Source organism: Actinopolymorpha sp. NPDC004070 (assembly GCF_040610475.1).
Classification (GTDB): Bacteria; Actinomycetota; Actinomycetes; order Propionibacteriales; family Actinopolymorphaceae; genus Actinopolymorpha.
On record NZ_JBEXMJ010000017.1, the window covers coordinates 76,217 to 93,628 of the forward strand.

The following is a 17,412-nucleotide window of genomic DNA, read 5'->3' on the forward strand; positions in this document are numbered from 1 at the left end:
CGAGTAAGCGCGCACTGGGGCCCGCCAGCCAACCCGTGGCCGTGCTGGCGACCGCGGTTCTTCGGCGCTGTGGCACGCGCCGCCGGAAGGACCGCCATCCCTCACCTCAATGCTTCCGCCACGGATTCGGCGAGCAAGGCCAGTCCCAATAGGTCCGCAGCGCCTCGGTCGCGGTAATCGACTCCGCGGCGCTGTTTACCCACGAGCGGATCGCGGAACCTCTGCCGCGGCAGGTAGACCGAACCCGGCCGCGAGGCGGGCGCATGGTGTTCTCAGGAGGACAGGTCGACCAGGAGGATGCCCTCGTCGCCCGGCGGAAGTTCGCCGAGGATCGTCCCGTCAGGAGCTACCGCCAGGGCGCCGCCGAAACAGCCGCCGAGGTCGGGTTCTGCCAGGTGGTTCACCATCAGGGCACCGACACCGGCACGTGCGGCCTGACCCGCGTAGACGAGACGTTCCTCCCGGTCCCACTGCTCCGCGTCGGCCACCTCGGAGTCGTAGCTGCGCGCGAACGGGAACAGCAGCCAGTCCGGCTGAAGGTGGCCCAGCCGCTGGAGAATCCCGTCGTCGAAGAGGTCGCCGCAGACAAGGAAGGCGCAGGTTCCGAAGTCGGTGGACGCCATCGGAAGGTCGGTGCCCTGACGGTAGACCTGTCGGTCCGCGCTCGGCCCGTGCCACTGCGGGCTGATCCGCCGGTAGTGGAGCTGGATCCTGCCGTCCGGGCCGACGAGGATCGCGCTGTCGTATAGGTGCTCCTCGCCGGACACCTGTTCTCGCTCGTACAGCCCGACGGCGATCCATACTCCCGCCTCGCGTGCCAGGTCGCCCAGTTGGGCTGTGACCGGACCCGGTAGGGGCTGGGCGAGGAGGCGATCGTGCGCGGGATCGTCGTTGCCGACGAAGCCGGTCAGTGCCGCCTCGGAGAAGACGACCAGACCCGCATCCTTGCTCGCGGCTTCCTTCGTCAGCCGTGCGATGCCGGCCAGATTGGCCGCCTGGTCGGCGACGACGCTATGGACAGCGAGCGCAGCGTGCATCGTGCTCCATTCGGGGGAGAAACACTGATCGAGATTGCTTCGTGACACTCGACTAGACGTTCGACGGCTTCCACCTGTGGCTCACCAACATCTACGGATCCTCGGTGACGGCCATTCAGAGCTAGCCTCCAGCAGTCCGGTCGGATGACGCCGGACCCCCGCTCGTACGATCGACCTGATCATGGCAGACCAGAGGATGGCTGTGAGACAGGTTGGGAAACGCTGAGGGTGACCATCGCGGGAACGGCTCGTCGGTCACACGGATCATCTGGCGTACGCCGTTCCTGAGGGCCGCGTGCATCAGCCTGTTCGTCGCGGGGATCGCCGCGTCGTCGACCATGCCGCAGATGACGTTGTACCTGGTGACCGAGCTGCACATCCCGATCCAGGCCGCCGGACTGTACTACCTGGTCAACCTCACCGCGCCCGTTGCCGGGTTCGTGGTCGGCACGCTGTCCGAACGGCTGACGAACCGGCTGTCTCTGTACCGCGCGTGCGCTGTGGTCGCCGCGCTCGGCTGGGCGGCGATGGCGCTGGCCGACCGGCCGTGGATGCCGTTCCTCATCGGCGCCTTCGTGCTGAGCTTCGGCGGGGGAGCCATGGGGCAGCTCTTCGCCGCCACCCGCGACGAGCTGAGCCGGCATCCCACGCCTGCCGACAACCGGATCGTCTCCGCCGTCCGGATGAGCTTCACCGCCGGCTGGATCGTCGGCCCCGTCCTCGGCAGCTGGTTCGGCGCCACCTTCGGCCTGCGGTCACTGCTCCTGGCCAATGCTGCCTGCCTGGTCGCACAGCTCGTCCCGCTCGGCACCCGCCGCATCGAACGCTTCAAGGTCGAGCCCGTCCGGCCGGAGGTGAGCGCCGGCCCGACGGACGGCCCGCACGGGGACCGCACCGACGGACCCACGACGTACGGAACGAAGAACACGCTCACGCCTCTGCTGGTGTTCCTCGGATGCTGCGTGCTGGTGATGAACGGCGACACCATGAAGTTCGCGTTCCTGCCGTTGTACATGGCCAATCAGCTGCACGTCGGTGACGCCCTGCGGGGGACCGTGATCGCCGTACAGCCGTTCCTCGAGCTCCTGCTGATGCCGGTCTTCGCCCGGATGGCCGACAGGTTCACCCCGATCCGGGTACTCACGATGGCGGCGCTGCTCGGGGTCGGTGCCCATGTGGCCTACGCCACCAGCACGCACGTAGTCGGGTTGTTCGTCGGCCAGGCGCTGATGTCCGGGGTCTGGGCGGCCGTCGCGGGCCTGGGGATCACCGTGGCCCAGCAGCTGTGCCCGGATAGGATCGGGCTTGCCTCGTCCATGTTCAGCAGCTGCATTCCGCTCGCGGGTGCCGTCGGCGGATCCGTCGGAGCCTTCGGTGTCGGCTGGCTCGGGATACCTCACCTGTTCGTCATCCCCGCCGTCCTGACCGTCCTGGGATTCGCGGGCTTCCTCCTTACCAGCCGACGCTTCAAGCCGGACGACTCCGCCTTCGCCGTCGGAGCCGAAGCGGCCAAGGCCTGATCCTCACCCGACGTCGTGAAGGAGAACGCTCGTGGCCGATGACCGCGATGCGGTGCAACGCGTCCTTGACGCTGTACGCCGTCGTGCCGGACTGAACGTCGTCGACCAGGTGTCGTTGGCCGGAGGCATGGTGGCGGACGTGCGACGGCTGACTCTGGCCGACGGGCGCACCGTCGTCTGCAAGGCGGCGTACGGCGAGCAAGCGCGCCTTGACATCGAGGCGACGATGGTGCGCCATCTCCACGACGCCCACCCCACGGTCGTACCGGAGGTGATCTACGCCGACCCCGAACTCCTCGTCCAGACCTTCCTGCCCGGGGCGCACCTGACCGCGGCAGCGGCAACCTCGCTCGGTGAGGAGCTCGCGATCGTGCACGGGCGGCACGCCGAGGCGTTCGGCTTCGACGGCCCGACGCTGAACGGCTGGTTCGTTCTGCCCAACGGATGGTCCAGCACCTGGGTGCCGTTCTTCAGGGACCAAAGGCTGCGTCACTGCGCCGACGCCGCGGTGACGAACGGGACTCTGAACGCCGGCTTTCGCGCCCGTGTCGAGACGCTCTGCGCGCGACTGGACGACCTTCTCAGCGAGCCCGCGGCTCCGACGCTGCTGCACGGCGACCTGTGGCACGCGAACATCCTCGCCGACGGCCACAGGGTGACGGGGCTCCTCGACCCCTCCGTCGTGTACGGCCACCCGGAACTCGACCTGTCCAACCTCGTGGGCCAGCCGTACGCCGACGCGGTGTTCGAGGCGTACCAGCGCTTCCACCCGATCGACAAGGACTTCGTCAAGGTCCGCGCGCCGATCTACCAGGTGTACACGGCGATCATGCACGTGCTCTACTTCGGTCACCGCTACGAGCGTTGGCTCGACGACACCCTCACCAGGAGCGGCGTATGACGCCGTGCGGTGTCCTGCTCCGGCCGTTCACCCGTCGTACGACGGGACTTCCTCGACGAGGTCCGGCGATACTCTGCCGACATATCTTGAGGGGAGTCGCTGTGATCACGCTGACCGACATGGTTGCGAACGGATCCGTCACGGACGAGGGTGCCGACCTCCTGCGCCGGATCGCGGCGTCCGGTGAGTCGTTCCTGGTCTATGCACTTCCGCGGAACGCCGGCAAGAGCACACTGACGAACGCCATCCTCGCCGAGGTGGCCGCGGACGTGCCGCGGCACGAGTTCCTCGGTACGCCCGAGGAGGTGGCCGAGCTGAGCACGGACCCGCACCGCGGTTACCTGGTCGTGGGTGAGATCGGCCACCGTGGCCGCCCCGGCTACCTGGCCGGTGACGAGGTGGAGCGCACCTTCGAACTCGTCGCGGCCGGATACCGCCTCGCCTCGAGCCTGCACGCGGACTCGGTGGAGGAGGTGTTCGAGGTGCTTGCCCGCAACGGGATCCCCGCGGATGCTGCCGCCGGAATCCGTTACCTGGTGAAGGTTCGCGGGCTCGGCAACCTCGACGACCCCTCGACCCGGCGCGTCGTCGAGCACGTCAACGAGGTCACGGGCGTCGGCGCCGACGGCCCGGAGTATTCACTGCTGTACGAGTGGACTTCACGACCGACCTCCCCATCCGTGCCCTGACCAGGGGATCCCTGCGGACAACCCGCGCGGCACGTGCATGCTTCAGGGCGGTTCTGGCAACGACAGGTTGACAGGCGGTCCTGGTGCGGACTTCTTCTCCGGTGACAACGGCACCGACATGGCCACCGACCTCAGGGCCAGGGAAGGCGACACCGAGGACGGCAGCATTCCCTGACCCTGCATGGTTCGCGACGTCGACAGGTCTACGGGCGGGTCGCCTGCACGAAGGTGACCCGCCCGAACCTGTGGTCGAGGTGCTCGATCTCGCGGGCGTCGGCGAAACCGGCGCCGGCGAGGAGGGTGACGAGGCCGTTCTCGAAGTTGCGGGACACCACGGGGCTCGTCGCCACCCTCGAGCGGAGTATCCGGACCACGCGGGACAGGCCTGGGAGGTGCCGAAGCAGGTGGGCAGGGCTGTGGCCGTGGCCGTGCGCGGCGTGGTGGGTCTGGTGGGCGCTGTCGGTGCTGTTGGCGCCGTCGGTACCGGACGCCGGACCGCCGAAGTCGACGATGGTGACCTTGCCTCCCGGCCGGAGAGCGCGCAGAGCGTCGTTCGCGAAGCCCGTCCGCCCGTCGTCGTCGACGTGGTGAAGCGCCAACGACGAGACCACATGGTCGAGCGTGGCGTCCTCCGCCGGAATGCGGTCCGCGTATCCCTGGACGAGGGTCAGGGACACGTCGCGGCGCCTCGCCTTGCGCGCGGCCCGGCGAAGGGCGTCGTCGTCCGGGTCCAGACCGGTGACACGGGCGGCAGGCTGTGCCGCGAGGACGGCGAACGACAGGTTGCCGGTGCCGCAGCCGACGTCGACCACGGTCTGGCCGGGAGCGATCTCGGCCAGTTGGGCCACGCGTTCGTGCAGCCGCCGGACGTCGGCCACCCGGCTGAAGAGGTCGTAGAAGGGGAGGAGCCAGGTCTTTCCCGCTCCCGGCAGGAATGCGCGACCGTGGTCCTCCGGCGCGCGCCGGTCGATGATGCGTACGTTGGTCTCGGATGTCATGGTTTGCTCCCTGCGTGCTCGCCCCGCCGGATTCCGAGGGTCTGTGCGACGTGGTGTTGTCATCGTCAAGCCTTGGATATTCTTCGGCTGCAGAACAGGACAGGAGTCGGACGCCATGGCACATCCTTCGGTCGGCGCCTCGCGTGAGCGCTCCCAGCGGTTGCGGACGCTGCGTTCTGACGGGACGCCGGTCTACCGCTACGAGCATCGCCTGGGCGTGCCTCCGGTCTCGGTGGAGTGCCTCGACGCCGACGGTGCGCACGCGGGATTCCCGCCGGTCCACCGCCATGCCCACGACTTCCTCGTCCTGGTCTACGTCGAGGACGGTGTGGGTTCGTTTTCCGTCGACGGTACGGACTGGCCGCTGCGCCCCGGGCAGGTTCACGCGGTGCCGCCGGGCCAGGTGGTCGACGTGTCGGCCGTGATGGCGCTGACCCGCTGCCGCGCCTGGTCGGTCGCGTTCACGCCGGACGCGGTGCCGGCACTGGCGGCAGTCTCCCCGCTGGCCTGGGCCACCCATCCACTGCTCGCGATGTTCGCCCCCGCAGCGGGCCATGGCCTCGTGCCCGAGCCGGACCGTGCTCGTTGGTCGGCGTGGCTGGCCGACCTGTCCGAGGAACTCGCCGACCCACACCGTCTCGGCGCCGGCGAGGTCGTGGCCGGGCTCCTCACCCGTGTCCTCGTCGCGGCCGCGCGCCTGGCTCCCGATGCTTCGGTCGGAGCGCCCGACCCGCTTGTGGAACAGGTGTTCAGCCAGATCGAGGCGACCTTCCGGGATCCCGTCTCCGTCGGAGACATCGCCCGTGCGCTCGGGTACACACCGGGGCACCTCACCACCGTGGTCCGCGAACGAACCGGTCGCCCACTGCTGGAGTGGATCACCGAACGGCGCATGACCGAGGTGCGACGGATGTTGCGCGAGACCGACCTGCCCCTCGGTGTGGTGGCCGCGCGGACCGGCCTGCGCGACGCCACCTATCTCGTACGGCGTTTCCGGGACCGCTACGGAATCACCCCGGAGAAGTGGCGTCGCAGCCAGCGCGCCGGCTGAGAGGAGTCGCGCGTCCTCGTCCTTTGCTGGCCGTGGGCGTTCGACTTGTGCGAGTACGACGAGCCCATCGCTCCTTGTTGAGGCAAGTTGAAGTTGACGTGATTCATCTTGTGGACAAGCGGTTTTCGGTGAGAGTTGGCCGATCTTGTCGGGTAGAATCGAACGCGTGAGCGATGGCGGTGTGGGCTTCGGCGATGACCATCTGGGTGGGGACCCGGGTGGTCGTGGGGTGCTGCCTGCCGGTTTCGCGGATTTGCCGGGTGGTCCGGAGTTGGCGGCCGCGATCGCCGCGGTGGACCTGGTCGCGTGTAACGGGTTCGAACTTGAGGAGTACGTCAAGGGGACGCGGCGGATGGTTTGCTGGGCGGAGTCGGCCAGCCTGACGGGAGTGAACGAGCTGACCTACGCCTGCGACGGCATGCCCGGCGACCCGGCGGAGCGCAGTGACACCCCGGACCCGATGACGTCGGTGGTGCTGGAGCCGTTGCTGGGGTGGACCGGTTACCGGGCGGCGCAGTACGTGGGGATGGCCGCGGCCGTGTCCCGGCTCCCACGGGTGGGTGAGGCGTTGGCCGGCGGGCGGTTGGAGCTCAACGAGGTCCGCATCATCATCGACCGGGTCACCGACGCCAAACCGGACCTGTGGGGTGTGATCGAGGACGCCCTCTTCCCCAAGGTGCTGGAGCTTCGGGGTGGGTTGTTGCGGGCGATGGTGGAGGCGGAGGTGGTCAGGGCCGACCCCGAAGCCGCCGCGAAGCGCCACCGTGAAGCCCGCACCGGGCGCAACGTCGCGATCTGGCCCGCCGTCGACGGTGTCGCCGATTTGGCTGTGCGAGGGTTGTCGGCGGATCAGGCTGCGGAGGCGTACGGCTACATCGACGCCATCGCCCGGGCGGTCAAGTCCAGTGGCGACCCCCGCAAGCTCAGCCAGTTGCGTGCGGACGTGGCCTACTCCCTGCTCGCCGGTGCTGCCGACATCGTTGACTGCTCCGCGCCTACAGTCGCTGACAACCACACCGGGAAAAGCCAGGCCCAGCCCAAGGCCGCGAAGGACGCAGCGGACGCAGACTCTGAGCACTGCCAGGCGGCACCGGGCCAGGCTGCGCAGGACGAAGCCGAGCCGGACCAGTCTGGGCAGGGCGAAGCCGGGCAGTGCGCTGCGAAGAACGAGACGCCGCAGGTACGCACCGAGCCCGAGCAGGCGGACCCCGAGCAGGACGAAGCCGAGCCGGACCAGTCTGGGCAGGGCGAGTACGAGCAGGGTGAGCACGGCCACTGTGGTGTTCACCGGTTCCCCGACCATGATCTGCACGACAGTTGGTGTGAGTGTGGCGACTGTTCTCCGGTGCCGGTCGCCACGTGCACGGTGTGCGGCGGCGCCGCGACGGCCGGCGTCTCGGTCCATGACACCGCAGCCCACCTTGCCGCCGACTGCGGCTCGGCCGGGGCGACCGCGACGGAGTGCGACGTGACCGGGGAGAACGTGACCGGGGAGAACCTGGCCGGGGAGAACGTGGCCGGGGAGAACGTGGCCGGAAGCAGCGCAACCGGTGAGAGTGCGGCTTCGGCGACCGGGCCTTCGGCTGCGGGGCAGATCCCGCGGCAGAACCGGCCACCGGATGAGACGGCCGACCCGCCCGGTCCACCAGATCCACCCGACCCGCCGCCGCACAACTCGACACCACCACCACCGCCGTGGTCTTCCACGCAGCCGAGCTGGGGGCCGATCCGAACGCGCGCCAAGATCCAGCTGAACATGCCGCTGACCACCCTGATGGGACTGTCCACCCGGCCTGGTGAGCTCGGCGGGTTCGGACCGATCATCACCGAGGTGGCCGAGCGGTTGGTGGCGAACAACCTCACCAACCCCGAAGCCAGATTCAGCGTCGGGGTCACCCATCCCGTCACGGGGCGGTTACTGCATCTGCATCCGCTACCGGCGAGGTTCCTGCGCGGACTGCAAGCCGAGCTGGTGCATGCCCGCGACCAGCGATGCGTATGGACCACCTGCAGAAGACCCGCCACCACCTGCCACCTCGACCACAACACCGAGTACGCCGACGGCGGGGAAACCGGCGTGGACAACATCGCACCGCTGTGCCCTCGGCACCACAAGGCCAAGACCGAACGAGACTGGAGGCTCCGGCAGACCGGGCCGGGCGAACACACGCTCACCGACCCCTTCGGACGCCAGTACGCAAGCCGAGCACCATCACTCACCGACCCAGCCGATCCGGTGGTGCCCGACCCCGCACCCGCCGCCGCGACGACGGCGTCAGCCCGCGACGACGTACCGCCGTTCTGAGGACAAACACGCCTCGGCCCCGGCATGCCCGCGCATGGATCAGGAAGCTCAGCAGAGATGCGGTGGACCGAACTCCGCGTCGACGCCGGGGGACCAGAGCACGGAGGCCGGGGTGGGTTCGAGGGGTGTCAGACCGACCGTGCGAACGAGCGAGTCGTCGATCGCAACCGGCTCGGCACGGTGGAGTGGCCACCTCGGGTGCGCCACCGGCAGGCGATACGTCCCGAGCGGATGCCTCTGATGGAGGTACCAGCGCGCTGTGACGAACTGCTCCAAGTGTGTCGGCACCTCGATCGCCGGGCCGGGCGCCACCACCAGATCCACGACCTGAGCACCTCGCGGCAGGCGGGGCCGGCACCGATAGCCGGACCCGGGCGGCGGACCGGGATGGGCGACGGCCGCGTTCAGTGGACTGATCCTCGACCAGGTGTACGGCAACCACGCTAGCGCCCGGGCGGCCACGACCATGTCGGCTCGCGAGACATCCATGCGCAGGAAGGCGGTGCTGTGCCGACCTTCGTCGTCGACGCAGTAGACGCGGACGTTGACCTCGTACGCCGCCCCGACGGGAACCCGCCGGAACACACACGTGCTGGGCACTCCGAACGCCACCATGCCAACGTGAGCTTGCCCGTCCAACGTGTCCGGCCGTGTCCCAACCGGCAGGAGTCGGGCGACAGCGCCGGGATCGACTGCCCAGTGGACGAAAACGACCTCGCTCCATCGCTGGGTCAGAAGGACGGGACCGCTGATCGGCGGTGGATCGGCAGCCGGCAGGGATTCGTCCCGCATGACGTCAGGCTTCCACGGAACGACGAACGGCACGTGGACGCACGCTCGTGATGAGCGGCATCCACGCGCCGTACGTTCAGGCGAAACGCGATGTTTGCCTGGCTACGCGGGCCCTAGTTGGTACGCGACCTGGCGTCTTCCCTGACGTTCTGTGCCGAGGACTGGCCTTCGTCCTTCACTTGGCGTACGCCGTCCTCGGCGGTGCTGCGGACTTGCTGGGCAGCTTCGGTGGCGTGTTCGCGGAGGTCCTGGCCGACGTCCTGGCCGACGGACTTCGCTTCCTCCACCAGCGGCTGGCCCTTCTCCTTGGCGGTTTCCACCACCTGCTGGGCAGCCCGGGTCTCCTTCTGCGTCGCCGGAAGCAGCGAGCCGATCAGGGCGCCGGCACCGAAGGCGATCAGACCGACCGCCAGCGGGTTGCCTTCGGTCCGCTCCTGGACCGTGTGGGCAGCACCGTGAGCGGTGCTGGACACGGTGTCGACGGCGCCGGAGGCGGCGTCACTGGCCGTGCTTCCGACGTGGGATGCGCGGTCGCTCACGGAACCTCCCGCGTGGCTGGTCACGTGGCCCGCAACGCCGCGGGCGTCGTGGGCCGTCCCCATGAACCGCTCCCTCACCCGGCCGAAGCGGCCGCGTACGGCTTCCTTACGGCGTTCGACCACCCGACTGGGACTCACCTTGTCGGTCAGAGCGTCGAGGTTGCGCGAGAGATCCTCACGCGTGTCGGCGATCTGGTCGGTCAGCTGCCTTTCTGTGCTTTGGCCCATTGCACGTCCTCCTTCAGGGTGCGCTGTGTCGCCTCCAGGGGAGGCATGGGCTGCTTGAGTTCCGTCTTGCCGCGTGCGGCAAGAACGGCGGCGACGATGCCCCAGATGGCGCCCACGATGAGGGCGGCCAAGCCGATGGGCATCCAGTTGTCGAGCAGGAACATCAGTGCCAACGACACGAACACCAGCGCGAGCAGGCCGCCGACGCCGGCACCTCCGAGGAGGCCCGCGCCCTTGCCCGCGTGGGTCGCTTCGCGCTTGAGTTCGGTCTTGGCGAGGTCGAGCTCGGCACGCACCAGCGTGGTGAGGTCGCCGGCGATGGCGCCCACGATCTCACCGAGTGAGCGGTTGTCGGACGGTCGCCCACCGCCGGTCGTGGTGCCGGGGGTGTCCGCCGAGCTGTAGGAGTCCGTCGGACTGAACGGGTCGGTGCCGCTCACGGCGCCTCCCCGGTGGTTCCGCGCCGGTCGGCGATCCGGCCGCCGCCGGGCTGGAGCTGGTCACCGTGCGGGGCGTACTGGTCCGAGGCGGGGTCCAGTGGCGCGACTCCACCCGAACCGCCCGAGCCCGGACCGGGGCGCGGAGGCGCGTAGGGGTTCTCCTGCTCGGACCAGCCGGGTCCGGCGGCCGGAGCAGTGGTGCCGCCGCTGTAGCCGGTGGTGCTCGTCGGGTCGGCGGTGCTGGACGTCTCGTACTGGCTGCTCGGGCCGTAGTTGGCCGCGGGGTCTCCGACCGTGTTCGAATCGGTGGCGCCGGGCCTGGTGTAGCCGCCGACTCCGCTGTCGTAGCCCGAGGCGTAGCCAGCCGAGCCCGCCGACCCGTTGGTGCTGTGCGCACCACCGGAGCCGCTGTTGGCCTCCTTGGCCCCACGGGTCAGCCGGCCCGCCACCACGCCGGCCGCGAGAGCGCCCGCGAGGAACGCGCCCGGCCGCCGACGCGCGAAGCGGCGTACCTCGTCGAGGAGTTCGGCCGGCTCACGGCCGTCGATTCGGGAGCTGAACTCACGGACGCGACCGGCGACCTGCCGGGCGACGTCGTGGGCAAGCCCGCCGTTGCCGTCCTGGCCGCTCGCCATCTGCTCAACGTCGTCGCTGAAGTTCTGCAACGTACTGACCAGCCGGTCGCGCTGTGCGCGGGACTGTTCCTCGACCTGTCCGCGTACGTCGTGGAACAGGTTCTTGGCCTGGTGCTGAGCTTCCGACGCGACCTGCTGTGCCTGGTCCTTGGCAACCCCGGCGACGCGGGAACCCTCCTGTGCGGCGTTGCCCGCGACCTGCCGTGCCTGCTCCTTGCCACCGCTGGCGCCTGTCGGCTCCGAACCGGCGGGGCCACCGTAGCTAGGGGTCGACATGCTTCCTCCAACTGTCGTAGGTGCGAAGGGCCGAGAAGGCCCTCGGTCGCATGTCGTGCTGGCCTACCCGGGTTCGGGGCCTTAACACGTAAGGCCTGGGCAGTCGTGCACGGCTTTCGCGACCTCAGTGGCGGCCGTGGTCGAGGTCGCCGGTCACATCGCCGGGTTCACGCTGCTTCGCAAGGGACCGCCGCTGGTCCGGTGACTGGACGACGCACGAGGTGGCCGGCAACGACCGGGCGGTCGCGTTCTGGCGCCGTGCGATCCCGGTGCGGTTCACGGAGACGGTCGACTCGGACTCCGGCACCTGCTCGTCAGACGGCGCTACCGGTCGGAGGACCAGGGCGGGACGCTCTGCTCGTACTGGAAGAGGTTCGTCGGGTCGTACTTCGACTTGATCGTGCGCAGCCGGCAGAAGTTCGACCGCCAGTACGCTGTCTCCCACTCGGCCATGCCGATGTTCGGCACGTTGACGTACGCACCGTCCACGTAGGGCCGAAGCGCCTGGCTGAACTCCGCGATCCACGCCTGGGACTGCGAGGTGAGCGGGTCGTTGCAGTTGGGCTCTCCCCGCTTGCCCCAGCCGGCTCCGGGCTCGGAGTAGAAGAGCGCGTCGCGATGCGGGAACGACGTGCCCCGCGGGCCTGGTCGCTCGTCTGACCCGTCCGCCGAACGCCTGGGTGAAGAAGTTGCTGTCGTCGGTGGGTGCGTCGTTCATGAACTCGCCGCCGACCGACAGGATCGGGGACAGCAGCTCGAGTGCATCCGCCTCGGTCCCGTCGGCGAGTACGCCGAACAACAGGATCTGGGGCTTGTGGATCTCCACCTGGGTCGGCCCGGCCGGGTTTCGCTTCCCCGCCGGTGCCTGTCCGCCACGCCGACGCCGGGGATCCTCGGCAGCCTCGAGCCCGCCGGTGTATCCGCCGAGGGATCAGCTGTCCGTCCAGGGCCGTAGCTTCTCCGGGTTGCGGATCGCCCAGATGTGCCTGATCCGGTCCGCCGCGATCTCGAACGCGTACACCGTGGTCGTGACACCGTCCTCCTGCGCGACCAGACCGGGTTGGCCGTTGACGACCCGCTGGGCGAAGCTCACGTTGCCCGGCGCCCTGCCGGCGAGGTCGGCGAGCAGGCTCGCGATCAGCTCGCCGCCCCTGATCGGGTGCAGGGCGGCGGGTGCGAGACCGCCGCTGTCGGCGACCAGCGTGGCGTCGGGGTCGAGCAGGCCGACGAGAGCGGCGACGTCCTTCGCCTCCCAGGCCCGGCTGAACTCCCTGACGATGCCGGCCTGCCGGGCGGCCGGGGTCGGTGGTGCCTGCGACGTACGGACGCGGCGGCGGGCCGCGGATGCCAGTTGCCGGCAGGCCGCGGGTGTGCGGCCGACGATCTCGGCGATGTCGGCAAAGGGGTAGCCGAAGACGTCGTGCAGGACGAACGCGACCCGTTCGGCCGGGCTCATCGAGTCGAGTACGACGAGGAAGGCCATGCTGATCGACTCGTCGAGGGTGATCCGGTCGGCCGGATCGACCGGATCCGAGGTGGCGTCACCGGCGCCGCGCCGGCCGCTGATCCAGTCCGTGGACTCGGGCAGGGGCTCGGGGATCCACTCGCCCACGTACCTCTCCCGCCGCGCGCGGGCCGAGCCGAGCAGGTCCAGGCAGATCCGGCCGGCGACCGTCGTCAGCCAGGCGCCGGGGGAGGCGATGGCCTCACGCTGCCCGTCTGACATGGCGTACCAGCGAGCGTAGGTCTCCTGAACGGCGTCCTCGGCGTCGGCCAGCGAGCCGAGCAGCCGGTACGCGAGACTGATCAGCTGACGCCGCTCGCTCATGATCGCGTCCAGGCCGGGCTCGGCTTGCCGGTCTCCTGGCTCTGACGGTGTGCTCATGTCGTCGACGGCTCCCTCGGTTCGGTCCTGCCCTCGGTGGTTCGACGAGACGGCGGGCCGAAATGTGAGGCCGAGGTGTGAGGTCGGGATGCGACGTCGAGGTGACGTGCGCCTGACATTCCGCGTGGCTGCCCCGTCGTACTCGTGAGAAGGCACGTGACCAGTAGACAACCGTGCCGCCACGACGAGTTCAGGAGCACGATGACCACCTTCGTCCCGACAACGACGTTCGCACGCCCGGCCTCCGCGCGGAGTCTGGAGCGTGCGGCGGAATCCCTTACCGCACACGGTTTCGTCGTCGAGATCCTCGACGACGCCGCCGCGGCCCGTGCGCGCGTCGCCGAACTGGTACCCGAGGGCGCGAGCGTCTTCACCGGCGCGAGCGAGACGCTACGGCTGTCCGGCATTCAGGACGATCTCAACGCAAGCGGGCGACACGACGCCGTCAAGCCACGTGTGCTGGCCATGGACCGCGCCACGTCCGCCGACGAGATCCGTCGGCTGACGGCCAGTCCGGACGTCGTGGTGGGCAGCGTCGCGGCTGTCACCGAAACCGGGTCCCTCGTGGTCGCGTCCGGCAGCGGAAGCCAGCTGCCCGCGTACGCCGGAGGTGCCGCCCGCGCGATCTGGGTCGTCGGGGCGCAGAAGGTGGTGCCGGACCTGAGCACCGCACTGCGCCGGGTCGAGGAGCACGCCCTGCCGCTGGAGAGCGTTCGTACCCAGGCGGCGTACGGAGTGCCCAGCGCCGTAAACCGGCTGCTCGTCCTCAACGCGGAGTACCAACCCGGGCGCGGCACGGTCCTGCTGCTCCGCGAGGCGATCGGGTTCTGACCTGGGCGCGGGGCGCGTCCTGTGCCCTCAGCCTCAGCCCCTCGGGTGCCAGGGCGACGGTCCGCTGCGAGGATGAGGGCATGTGCCCGGCTCCGGACGACGCTTGGTCGACCTCGGCGGCGATCCTTCGCGCGAGAGTGGAACGCGCTGTCGGCCAGTCGAGCACGGACTGGACCGAACCCGACACCGGCCTGTCGGCCGCGGCGCGCTTCTCGGTGACGCTGAAGGACGGAAGCGGTGTCTTCGTCAAGGCGGCGACCGACGACCAGACCGAAGGTTGGCTTCGGGCCGAGTACCTCGCCCTTCGCGAAGTGCCGGAGCGTTTCGTCCCGCGCGTGGTGGCGTGGCTCGACGAACCCGGCCACCGTCCCGTCCTCGTGGTCGAGGACCTCAGGGGTGCGCACTGGCCGGCCGGTCACGAGGGCGTCGACTGGCGGGAGGGCGACATCGACCGGGTGCTCGCCGCGGTGGCGGACCTCGCGGGGGTCGCGGCTCCGGCCTCGTTCGAGCCGTCGCCGCGCCGGCCCGCGTACTGGCCGACGCTGCTGGGGGAGGGGCCGGATCGGGCCGCGTTTCTCGACCTCGGAGTGTGCTCGGCGGGCTGGCTGGCGGGTGTGGCCTCCGTGCTCACCGAAGCCGAGGCGGGCCTCGACGACAGCGGCGACTCACTGGTCCACGGGGACCTGCGCAGCGACAACATCTGCGTCGCGGGCGACCGGGTGATCTTCGTCGACTGGTCGCATGCCTCACGTGGGAGCGCCGAACACGACCTTTCGCTGCTACTTCCCACCCTGCACCTGGAGGGAGGTCCGCTGCCGTACGACGTGCTGCCGACGAGCGGCGGTTGGGCGGCTGCCGGGAGTGCGTCCCTCGCCCGGCGCGTTCTGGACGACTCCGGTGCACCGGACTGGCTGGTCAGGGTGTTCGTTCGATTGCTGGCGATCGACCTGGCCTGGGCGGCGTCCTGCCTGGGACTCCCTCGACCGGACGGCGCCGACTGGCGGTCGATCTGACCGCTGACCGGCGTGCCGATCGTCGCGGGTGTTCTCAGTCGGTCTGCAGGCGCTCGTCGCGGGCACCTTTGAGCTCACTGAACGATGGTGTGGTCGCGAGGGTCCACACCGCGTGCCACAGCCGGAGGGCAGCCTCCCCGCGGGGCACTGCCGTGAGCACCGGCCCGAAGAATCCGCGGCCTTCGATGTGCAGGATCGGGGTCCCGCCGTCGTCGGCCAGGGGTGCGGTGGCTGCCTTGGTGCGGGTGCGCAGGTCCGCGTCCCAGGACGGGTCCTCGGCCGCGGCAGCCAGACCGGCTGGGAGGCTCAGTTCGTCCAGCGTGAGCGCGGTGTTCTGCTGGTCGTCGCGAAGTCCTCCGACGTGTCGTCGCTGCCCGAACCTCTCGTAGAAGTCCGTCCACTGCTCCGCGTGCGGGGAGGCGAGCAGGGCTGCGGCGACCCGCGCGGGCCGCCAGGCGCGATCGTTGTAGTCGCGGTACCACCCGTCGAGCTCTCGGTTCTCGTTCACCACCGACAGACTCATCAGCTCGCGTCGTACGTCCAGACCGGCCTGTAGCTCGACCTCGGCGAGCCAGCGGCTGGTGATCCACGCGAACGGACAGGTCGGGTCCAGATAGACCGTGACAGTTGAGGGAGCGGTGTTAGTTTCCACGGAAACTACAATAGTTGACGGGGAAAGTATGCTGTCAAGGTGGCTGGACGAGTCGAGAAGAGCACCCCCGCCGAGCGGGACGCGGTGCGTGTGATCGTCGATCAGTGGCAAGCGCGGATGCCGGACCTGGACCCGTCGCCGATGCTGGTCCTGGGGCGGATCCAGCGCCTGGCAGCGGTGTGCGACCCGATTCTTCGGTCGCCGTTCGCTGCCGCCGGGCTGGCGTCCGGCGACTTCGACGCGCTTGCCGCGCTACGCCGAAGCGAACCACCGCACGCCCTGTCGAACAACGAGCTTGCCCAGGCGATGTTGGTCACCCCGGGAGCGGTGACGAAGCGGATCGACCGGCTCGTGGACGCCGGGCTGGTGACCCGAGCTCGTGCGCCCGAGGACGCTCGAGGGCGGGTGGTGACCCTCACCCGGGCCGGACGGCGGCTCACGGACAAGTTGATCCGTGCCCATATGGCCAACGAGGCGGCCATCCTCGCAGGGCTCGATGACGGCGAACAACGCCAGCTCGGGGCACTGCTCGGCAAGTTGCTGGCGTCGGTCGAGTCGGTGCCGGACGCGGCGCTGCACTCTCGCTAGGCCGGCAGGACAAGCTGCGGCCACGGGCTCGGCGGGTTGCTCGCGACGAATCTGAGGATCTCGAGGAACCTCGCCTGTTTCGGGGCGGACCAGTTGCGCCTCTCCGACGTCGAGGGACCCTTGTGAAGCTTGGCCAGTGCCATCAGGAGGTGCCACCGCAGGGCACCGGCTTCCAATGACGCGCCGCCATCGCCTACGTGACCGACGGTTCGGGCGGACCGGCCGGCCGAACGGTAGCCGGCGAGGAGGTTCGGGAGCGCCCGGATCGGAAGGTCCACAAGGTCGCGCAGCGGCTCGCCCCAGTGGGCCGATCCCCAGTCGATGAGCGCGCTGACCTCGCCGTGCTCGTCGACGAACAGGTTGGAGGGACTGACGTCGCCGTGTACCAGCACCGGTTCGTACGCGCCGGCCCCCCGGCTTTCCAGGAAGGCGAGCCAGTCCAGCAACCACCGCCCCTGTGCCCGCCCGAGCTCACCGGCGTCGATCAGCCACTCGACCAGTGGGCCCGGCAGCAACGCTGGCCGCTGCTCGACCCCGGCGATCGGGCCGGCGCCCTTCATCGTCACCTCGTGCAGAACCGCGAGCAGCTCGCCGAGTGACGCGTGCGCCCGTCCGCTTGCCTCGGGTTGGTATCCACACTCGCCGAGCGTGTGTCCGTGCAGGCGTTCCAGGATCATGTACGGCATGTCCACCACCGCGCGGCTCGCGTCGTAGCGAACCAAGGCCGCCGTGGGCACGCCGGCCCGTCGCGCGACAGGGATCACGGCCGCCTCCTTGGCGAGCCGGACCTCGAACGCCTGCTTGCGGGGAAGACGGAGAACGAGGTCGTCTCCCAGGAAGACGGTGAGGTTGACCTGTCCCTGCTCAGGCACGGGGGAGACCTCGCTGCGCGGGATCCCGTAGTGGACCGCGATCGCATCCACCTGGGCGGTGAACGATTCCCTAACGTCGTCGTCCCCGGACATCCGCGCTCCCTTCGACGTTCCGCCGAAGTTGACAGTGCGTGTTCATCCTAGGAAACGGTTTCCGGAC

General features: G+C 69.6%; 19 protein-coding genes. 9 read left to right on the forward strand and 10 right to left on the reverse strand.

The window, feature by feature from the left end:
- Nucleotides 1-272: 272 nt before the first annotated feature.
- Nucleotides 273-1,037 carry a carbon-nitrogen hydrolase family protein gene (locus ABZV93_RS26030; protein WP_354940962.1) on the reverse strand — a complete coding sequence of 255 codons (765 nt, stop codon included), beginning with the start codon at nt 1,035-1,037 and terminating at the stop codon, nt 273-275.
- 212 nt (nt 1,038-1,249) lie between these two features.
- Here ABZV93_RS26030 and ABZV93_RS26035 point away from each other — a divergent pair, with 212 nt between their 5' ends.
- From ABZV93_RS26035 to ABZV93_RS26050, 4 genes are all read left to right on the forward strand, one after another.
- Nucleotides 1,250-2,557: an MFS transporter gene (locus ABZV93_RS26035; protein WP_354940965.1), complete on the forward strand. Its 1,308-nt coding sequence runs from the start codon at nt 1,250-1,252 to the stop codon at nt 2,555-2,557.
- 31 nt (nt 2,558-2,588) lie between these two features.
- Nucleotides 2,589-3,458, forward strand: a complete 870-nt coding sequence (locus ABZV93_RS26040; protein ID WP_354940968.1) for a fructosamine kinase family protein — start codon at nt 2,589-2,591, stop codon at nt 3,456-3,458.
- Between the two features lie 119 nt (nt 3,459-3,577).
- Nucleotides 3,578-4,147, forward strand: coding sequence for a hypothetical protein (locus ABZV93_RS26045; RefSeq protein ID WP_354940971.1), 570 nt, complete (start codon nt 3,578-3,580; stop codon nt 4,145-4,147).
- Nucleotides 4,148-4,184: 37 nt separating this feature from the next.
- A complete protein-coding gene (locus ABZV93_RS26050; RefSeq protein WP_354940974.1) occupies nt 4,185-4,322 on the forward strand; it encodes a hypothetical protein in 138 nt (45 codons plus the stop codon).
- A 28-nt stretch (nt 4,323-4,350) separates the two neighbouring features.
- Here the strand turns inward: ABZV93_RS26050 and ABZV93_RS26055 are convergent, their stop codons facing one another.
- The gene (locus ABZV93_RS26055) at nt 4,351-5,145 is read right to left on the reverse strand and encodes a class I SAM-dependent methyltransferase (RefSeq protein WP_354940977.1); all 795 of its coding nucleotides are present in this window, start codon (nt 5,143-5,145) and stop codon (nt 4,351-4,353) included.
- Between the two features lie 115 nt (nt 5,146-5,260).
- Here ABZV93_RS26055 and ABZV93_RS26060 point away from each other — a divergent pair, with 115 nt between their 5' ends.
- Together ABZV93_RS26060 and ABZV93_RS26065 are read left to right on the forward strand one after the other, a co-directional pair.
- Nucleotides 5,261-6,196, forward strand: coding sequence for an AraC family transcriptional regulator (locus tag ABZV93_RS26060; protein WP_354940980.1), 936 nt, complete (start codon nt 5,261-5,263; stop codon nt 6,194-6,196).
- A 166-nt stretch (nt 6,197-6,362) separates the two neighbouring features.
- Nucleotides 6,363-8,501, forward strand: coding sequence for an HNH endonuclease (locus tag ABZV93_RS26065; protein ID WP_354940983.1), 2,139 nt, complete (start codon nt 6,363-6,365; stop codon nt 8,499-8,501).
- 48 nt (nt 8,502-8,549) lie between these two features.
- Here the strand turns inward: ABZV93_RS26065 and ABZV93_RS26070 are convergent, their stop codons facing one another.
- The 6 genes from ABZV93_RS26070 to sigJ all read right to left on the reverse strand — a co-directional run bounded on the left by ABZV93_RS26070 (nt 8,550) and on the right by sigJ (nt 13,296).
- Complete coding sequence (locus tag ABZV93_RS26070) at nt 8,550-9,293, reverse strand: DUF2071 domain-containing protein (RefSeq protein WP_354940986.1); 744 nt, start codon at nt 9,291-9,293, stop codon at nt 8,550-8,552.
- A gap of 113 nt (nt 9,294-9,406) precedes the next feature.
- Nucleotides 9,407-10,060 (reverse strand): DUF3618 domain-containing protein, encoded by a 654-nt coding sequence (locus tag ABZV93_RS26075; protein ID WP_354940989.1) that lies wholly within the window; start codon nt 10,058-10,060, stop codon nt 9,407-9,409.
- On the reverse strand, nt 10,033-10,500 hold the full coding sequence (locus tag ABZV93_RS26080) for a phage holin family protein (protein ID WP_354940992.1): 468 nt from the start codon (nt 10,498-10,500) through the stop codon (nt 10,033-10,035). Before ABZV93_RS26080 ends, ABZV93_RS26075 begins: the two co-directional genes overlap by 28 nt.
- Nucleotides 10,497-11,411, reverse strand: a complete 915-nt coding sequence (locus tag ABZV93_RS26085) for a hypothetical protein (protein WP_354940995.1) — start codon at nt 11,409-11,411, stop codon at nt 10,497-10,499. The genes ABZV93_RS26080 and ABZV93_RS26085 overlap by 4 nt, the downstream gene beginning before the upstream one ends.
- 324 nt (nt 11,412-11,735) lie before the next feature.
- Entirely contained in the window at nt 11,736-11,900 is a 165-nt protein-coding gene (locus tag ABZV93_RS26090; RefSeq protein WP_354940998.1) for a BBE domain-containing protein, read from the reverse strand.
- 442 nt (nt 11,901-12,342) lie between these two features.
- Nucleotides 12,343-13,296 (reverse strand): RNA polymerase sigma factor SigJ, encoded by a 954-nt coding sequence (sigJ, locus tag ABZV93_RS26095; RefSeq protein ID WP_354941001.1) that lies wholly within the window; start codon nt 13,294-13,296, stop codon nt 12,343-12,345.
- A 201-nt stretch (nt 13,297-13,497) separates the two neighbouring features.
- On the opposite strand from sigJ, the gene ABZV93_RS26100 reads away from it, so the two are divergent.
- Both ABZV93_RS26100 and ABZV93_RS26105 read left to right on the forward strand, forming a co-directional pair.
- Entirely contained in the window at nt 13,498-14,127 is a 630-nt protein-coding gene (locus tag ABZV93_RS26100; RefSeq protein WP_354941004.1) for an LUD domain-containing protein, read from the forward strand.
- 80 nt (nt 14,128-14,207) lie between these two features.
- The gene (locus ABZV93_RS26105) at nt 14,208-15,140 is read left to right on the forward strand and encodes a phosphotransferase (protein ID WP_354941007.1); all 933 of its coding nucleotides are present in this window, start codon (nt 14,208-14,210) and stop codon (nt 15,138-15,140) included.
- 34 nt (nt 15,141-15,174) lie between these two features.
- On the opposite strand, the gene ABZV93_RS26110 is transcribed toward ABZV93_RS26105, so the two are convergent.
- Complete coding sequence (locus tag ABZV93_RS26110; protein WP_354941010.1) at nt 15,175-15,792, reverse strand: disulfide bond formation protein DsbA; 618 nt, start codon at nt 15,790-15,792, stop codon at nt 15,175-15,177.
- Between the two features lie 39 nt (nt 15,793-15,831).
- On the opposite strand from ABZV93_RS26110, the gene ABZV93_RS26115 reads away from it, so the two are divergent.
- A complete protein-coding gene (locus tag ABZV93_RS26115; RefSeq protein WP_354941013.1) occupies nt 15,832-16,380 on the forward strand; it encodes a MarR family transcriptional regulator in 549 nt (182 codons plus the stop codon).
- Here ABZV93_RS26115 and ABZV93_RS26120 read toward each other — a convergent pair.
- Nucleotides 16,377-17,345, reverse strand: a complete 969-nt coding sequence (locus tag ABZV93_RS26120) for an aminoglycoside phosphotransferase family protein (RefSeq protein ID WP_354941015.1) — start codon at nt 17,343-17,345, stop codon at nt 16,377-16,379. The genes ABZV93_RS26115 and ABZV93_RS26120 overlap by 4 nt on opposite strands.
- Nucleotides 17,346-17,412: the final 67 nt, after the last annotated feature.